This is a genomic window from Nostoc sp. UCD121 (assembly GCF_014222285.1).
GTDB lineage: Bacteria > Cyanobacteriota > Cyanobacteriia > Cyanobacteriales > Nostocaceae > Nostoc.
The window spans coordinates 1-3,291 of record NZ_JACKZS010000387.1; the positions used below are offsets into that span (position 1 = coordinate 1).

7 protein-coding genes are annotated in these 3,291 nt (G+C 42.5%); 6 read left to right on the plus strand and 1 reads right to left on the minus strand.

Going from position 1 to position 3,291, the window contains the following annotated elements; genetic code table 11:
• Positions 1-248 precede the first annotated feature (248 nt).
• The 6 genes from GNF10_RS35950 (at position 249) to GNF10_RS35975 (ending at position 2,755) form a co-directional block, all read left to right on the plus strand.
• Positions 249-584: a rubredoxin gene (locus GNF10_RS35950; protein WP_114080394.1), complete on the plus strand. Its 336-nt coding sequence runs from the start codon at positions 249-251 to the stop codon at positions 582-584.
• Positions 585-817: 233 nt separating this feature from the next.
• Positions 818-1,837 (plus strand): photosynthesis system II assembly factor Ycf48, encoded by a 1,020-nt coding sequence (locus tag GNF10_RS35955; protein ID WP_185583153.1) that lies wholly within the window; start codon positions 818-820, stop codon positions 1,835-1,837.
• 201 nt (positions 1,838-2,038) lie between these two features.
• Positions 2,039-2,287, plus strand: coding sequence for a cytochrome b559 subunit alpha (gene psbE / locus GNF10_RS35960; RefSeq protein WP_185583151.1), 249 nt, complete (start codon positions 2,039-2,041; stop codon positions 2,285-2,287).
• Positions 2,288-2,296: 9 nt separating this feature from the next.
• Entirely contained in the window at positions 2,297-2,434 is a 138-nt protein-coding gene (gene psbF / locus GNF10_RS35965) for a cytochrome b559 subunit beta (protein ID WP_012411801.1), read from the plus strand.
• A gap of 8 nt (positions 2,435-2,442) precedes the next feature.
• Entirely contained in the window at positions 2,443-2,565 is a 123-nt protein-coding gene (locus tag GNF10_RS35970; protein WP_012411802.1) for a photosystem II reaction center protein L, read from the plus strand.
• A 70-nt stretch (positions 2,566-2,635) separates the two neighbouring features.
• Positions 2,636-2,755, plus strand: a complete 120-nt coding sequence (locus GNF10_RS35975) for a photosystem II reaction center protein J (protein ID WP_012411803.1) — start codon at positions 2,636-2,638, stop codon at positions 2,753-2,755.
• A 192-nt stretch (positions 2,756-2,947) separates the two neighbouring features.
• On the opposite strand, the gene GNF10_RS35980 is transcribed toward GNF10_RS35975, so the two are convergent.
• On the minus strand, positions 2,948-3,058 hold the full coding sequence (locus GNF10_RS35980) for a photosystem I reaction center subunit VIII (RefSeq protein ID WP_185583148.1): 111 nt from the start codon (positions 3,056-3,058) through the stop codon (positions 2,948-2,950).
• Positions 3,059-3,291: the final 233 nt, after the last annotated feature.

The window sequence follows — 3,291 nt, forward strand, 5'->3', positions numbered from 1 at the left end:
AGGGAGCAGGGGAGGCAGGGGGAGAATAACTATTGATTATTTAACCAATGCCCAATGCCCAATTCCCAATTCCCAATCCCTTAACTGCGTAACTTTCTTTTACATTATATCTGTTTGGTTTTTCTGAAATCTGGGAAACAGATACACTTCAAGTATTTAATTAGCTTTTGATAGTGATAGAAAAGCCTAACAATTATGTCATAATTTTTAACGTATATTTAAGAATTCTCCTCTGCGAGGCCCTAGCCATGAGCGAACCAGCTGTTGAGACTCCGGTGTTAGACCGCTACGAGTGTCGCGCCTGCGGTTATGTTTACGAACCTGAAAAGGGAGACGACAAGCATGATATTCCTTCAGGGATACTCTTTGCAGAACTGCCTATAAATTGGCGCTGTCCAGTTTGTAGTGCCAAGAAAACCGCTTTTGCCAACATCGGCCCTGCGGGTACTGCATCCGGTTTCAAAGAAAATCTCGGTTACGGTTTGGGTGTCAATAACCTAACGCCAACCCAAAAGAATATCTTAATTTTTGGCGCTTTGGCTCTTGGCTTCTTGTTTTTTATCAGTCTCTACGGCTTACAATGACGGCCGTCATTTCCGAAACAAGGAGTTTATTGTGTAATTAAAATCACATAAATCTGTTGTTTTACCAGTTCCGTAAAGCGACTATAGCCCTCAATACCATATTGGGTTAATATTTTTTGGAATTTTTGAAAAGCTTTTTAATCTAAAATCCAAAATCCAAAATCCAAAATTGGTATAAGGTAAACCTTTTAGAGAACACCTACAGAAATTTAGAAACAACTTAAGAAATACTAATGCATTCAATTGTGAAAGGCTGGCAACGTATAGCTGCCTTGTTAATAGTAGTCATCATGTGCATCGGTTGTAGCAAAGTTCCTTCTGTTAGCTACAACCCTTGGAAAGTCATTTCTGTGCCAACAGACTCGAATCTACTGGATATTGCTTTTACTAATAACCCTGAGCATGGCTACTTAGTCGGTAGCAATGCCACCCTATTGGAAACCAATGACGGTGGTAATACCTGGAAACCAATAACACTGCAACTGGATGAGCAAAAGTATCGCTTTGACTCAGTAAGTTTTGCAGGTAAAGAAGGCTGGATTGCTGGAGAGCCTGGACTGTTGCTGCATACTACGGATGAAGGTGCTTCTTGGTCGCGTATTCCCCTGAGCGAAAAGCTACCAGGTAGCCCGATCGCAGTTAAGGCATTAGCAGACAATACAGCTGAAATGGCTACTGATGTGGGAGCAATATATAAAACTACAGACGGCGGTAAAAACTGGAAAGCCCAGGTGGAATCAGCCGTCGGTGTAGTGCGTAACTTGGAACGTTCTGCTGATGGTAAATATATTGCGGTTTCCGCTAAGGGTAGTTTCTACTCGACTTGGGAACCAGGGCAAGAAGCTTGGGTACCTCATAACCGCAATAATTCTCGGCGGTTAGAAAACATGGGTTTTACAGAGAATGGGCAATTGTGGTTGCTAGCTAGAGGAGGTCAAGTTCAGTTTAGTGACCCAACTAAACCTGAAGAATGGCAAGAGGCAAAATATCCAGAGTTATCCACCAGTTGGGGTTTACTGGATTTGGCATATCGTACACCCGATGAAATTTGGGTAGGTGGCGGTAGCGGTAATTTGCTACGCAGTGGCGACGGTGGCAAAACCTGGGAAAAAGACCGTGAAGTAGAAGAAGTTGCGGCGAATTTGTATAAGATTGTGTTCTTAGAGCCAGAACGGGGATTTATAATTGGCGATCGCGGCGTTTTGCTCAAATATCTCCCGAACCCTGAAACAACTTCTCCAGAAGCAGCTTAGTGAGTAAGAGGTAGAGGGAGTAGGGAGTGGGAGTAGAGAGCAGGGGAGGCAGGGGAAGAAGCAACTATTGATTATTGACCAATGCCCTATGCCCCATGCCCAACGTACAATTTCTGAGAAGAACTTTGCAACTTGTAACTCTTTCTTAACTTTGTAGGATAATAAACTCAATAACACTCTATGTATAAGGTAGGGATCTAAATGTCAGGTACCACTGGAGAACGTCCGTTTTCGGACATCATTACTAGCATTCGTTACTGGGTAATTCACAGCATCACCATCCCAGCATTGTTTATTGCTGGTTGGCTATTTGTCAGCACAGGGCTGGCCTATGATGCTTTTGGCACACCTCGCCCCAATGAGTATTTCACACCAGCGCGGCAAGAAGTGCCCATTGTGAAGAACCGTTTTGAAGCTAAAAAACAAGTTGAACAATTTATTGGAAAGTAGTTTGAGATCATGACTAGCGGCAATAACATCAATCAACCAGTTACCTATCCAATTTTTACCGTTAGATGGCTGGCAGTACACACTTTAGGTGTACCAACTGTATTCTTTTTAGGCGCGATCGCCGCAATGCAATTTATTCACCGTTAGGAGCAATTATGGTAGAAAGATCGCCCAATCCCAATAATCAGCCGGTTGAACTAAACCGGACTTCACTATACCTGGGACTACTACTAGTTTTCGTTCTGGGGATTCTGTTTTCCAGTTACTTCTTTAACTAACTGGAACTACTCTTGTTAATCTTTGTTTGTTGAGCGTGTGTTGATTTGTTGTTAAGGGAGGAGAGAAGCTGTGTCTGGAAGTGGGAGAATTCCTCTGTGGGTCGTCGCTACGATCGCAGGTTTAGGTATAATTACAGTCTTGGGCATTTTCTTTTATGGTGCCTACGCCGGACTCGGTTCTTCGATTTAACATTAGTTAGTTTGAACCGAACACTATAAGTTAGGATTTTCTAGCATTTGTTGAGAAATCAACGTTAAAAAACCGCCTGTCTCTATGAGATAGGCGGTATTAATTTTGGACAATAGTCCTTTGTCATTTGTCATTTGTCATTTGCAAACAACTAATGACCAATAACTAAATGACTAATAACTCATGACTACATTAGCCAATATCGTCTCTTTCAATGTATAAAAATAGAAACGCGAAGGTTATAGAGGGCAAAACCCAACCAATGATGGGAACTAAGATAGAAGGCAAAAAGGAAGCTGCCATAGTAAAGGTTCCTGCTAAATAACACTACAATTCAAAATGAGCTTACTGCAAATGCTGCCAAAATTTTTGAAATTCTAAAGATTTTTAACACAGCCCACTTTGGGAGATAAGGGAAGCAGGGGGTAGGGAGCAGGGGAGGTAGGGGAGACAAGGGGACAAGAGGTGAGAACTTGAAACAAGTCTTTCCCCTTGTCCCCAATTCTCCTTGTCCCCAAATCCTCTTGCCCATGCCC